The sequence below is a fragment of the Pseudomonas sp. IT-P395 genome (assembly GCF_949767675.1).
Lineage (GTDB): Bacteria > Pseudomonadota > Gammaproteobacteria > Pseudomonadales > Pseudomonadaceae > Aquipseudomonas.
In genome coordinates this window covers 1-470 of record NZ_CATKPW010000037.1, presented here as the reverse complement: position 1 = coordinate 470, position 470 = coordinate 1, and the positions used below count along the sequence as shown (strand labels likewise).

The window sequence follows — 470 nt, the reverse complement described above, 5'->3', positions numbered from 1 at the left end:
CGAACTGGCCATCGACCATGTGCCGGGGAGGCACGAACATGCGCAGTTGCGTGTTGACTTCGTCCTTGTTGACGGTTTCCACCCAGACGTTCTGCCCGGTGCCCCAAAAGATCGTCAGCCTGTCGCCTCCCGCCATGTTGCCCCATGGCCCCGCTTGGCACAGCAGGCCATGAAGCGGAAAGTTGCCCTGCGCCGCAGCGATGTTGATACCCCAGACATCGGGATCCGTCGACACCGGGTCTTTGCTGCGACCGGGGATGCCGAGTTCCTCAAGGATCATAGGTTCGATGGGGGGGGACATGGCGAGGACTCCGTGGCGGGAAATGACGGAGTGATTGAACGGCGAAACGGCAGATTGCACACCTGTCAGATCTGACAGGTGTGCAAGGGTATTCGACGAGCGGTTGTTTGTATCTCTTGCTCGATCGATGGGGAGTCTTTGAAGACGCCTTCGTCGGATCGCAGCCCGA

Annotated in this window: 1 protein-coding gene; it reads right to left on the bottom strand. The window is 59.8% G+C overall.

Going from position 1 to position 470, the window contains the following annotated elements:
- Positions 1-301 (bottom strand): hypothetical protein (locus ACM6IN_RS20445; protein WP_414916614.1); only part of this gene is annotated, 301 nt, incomplete at its 3' end.
- Positions 302-470: the final 169 nt, after the last annotated feature.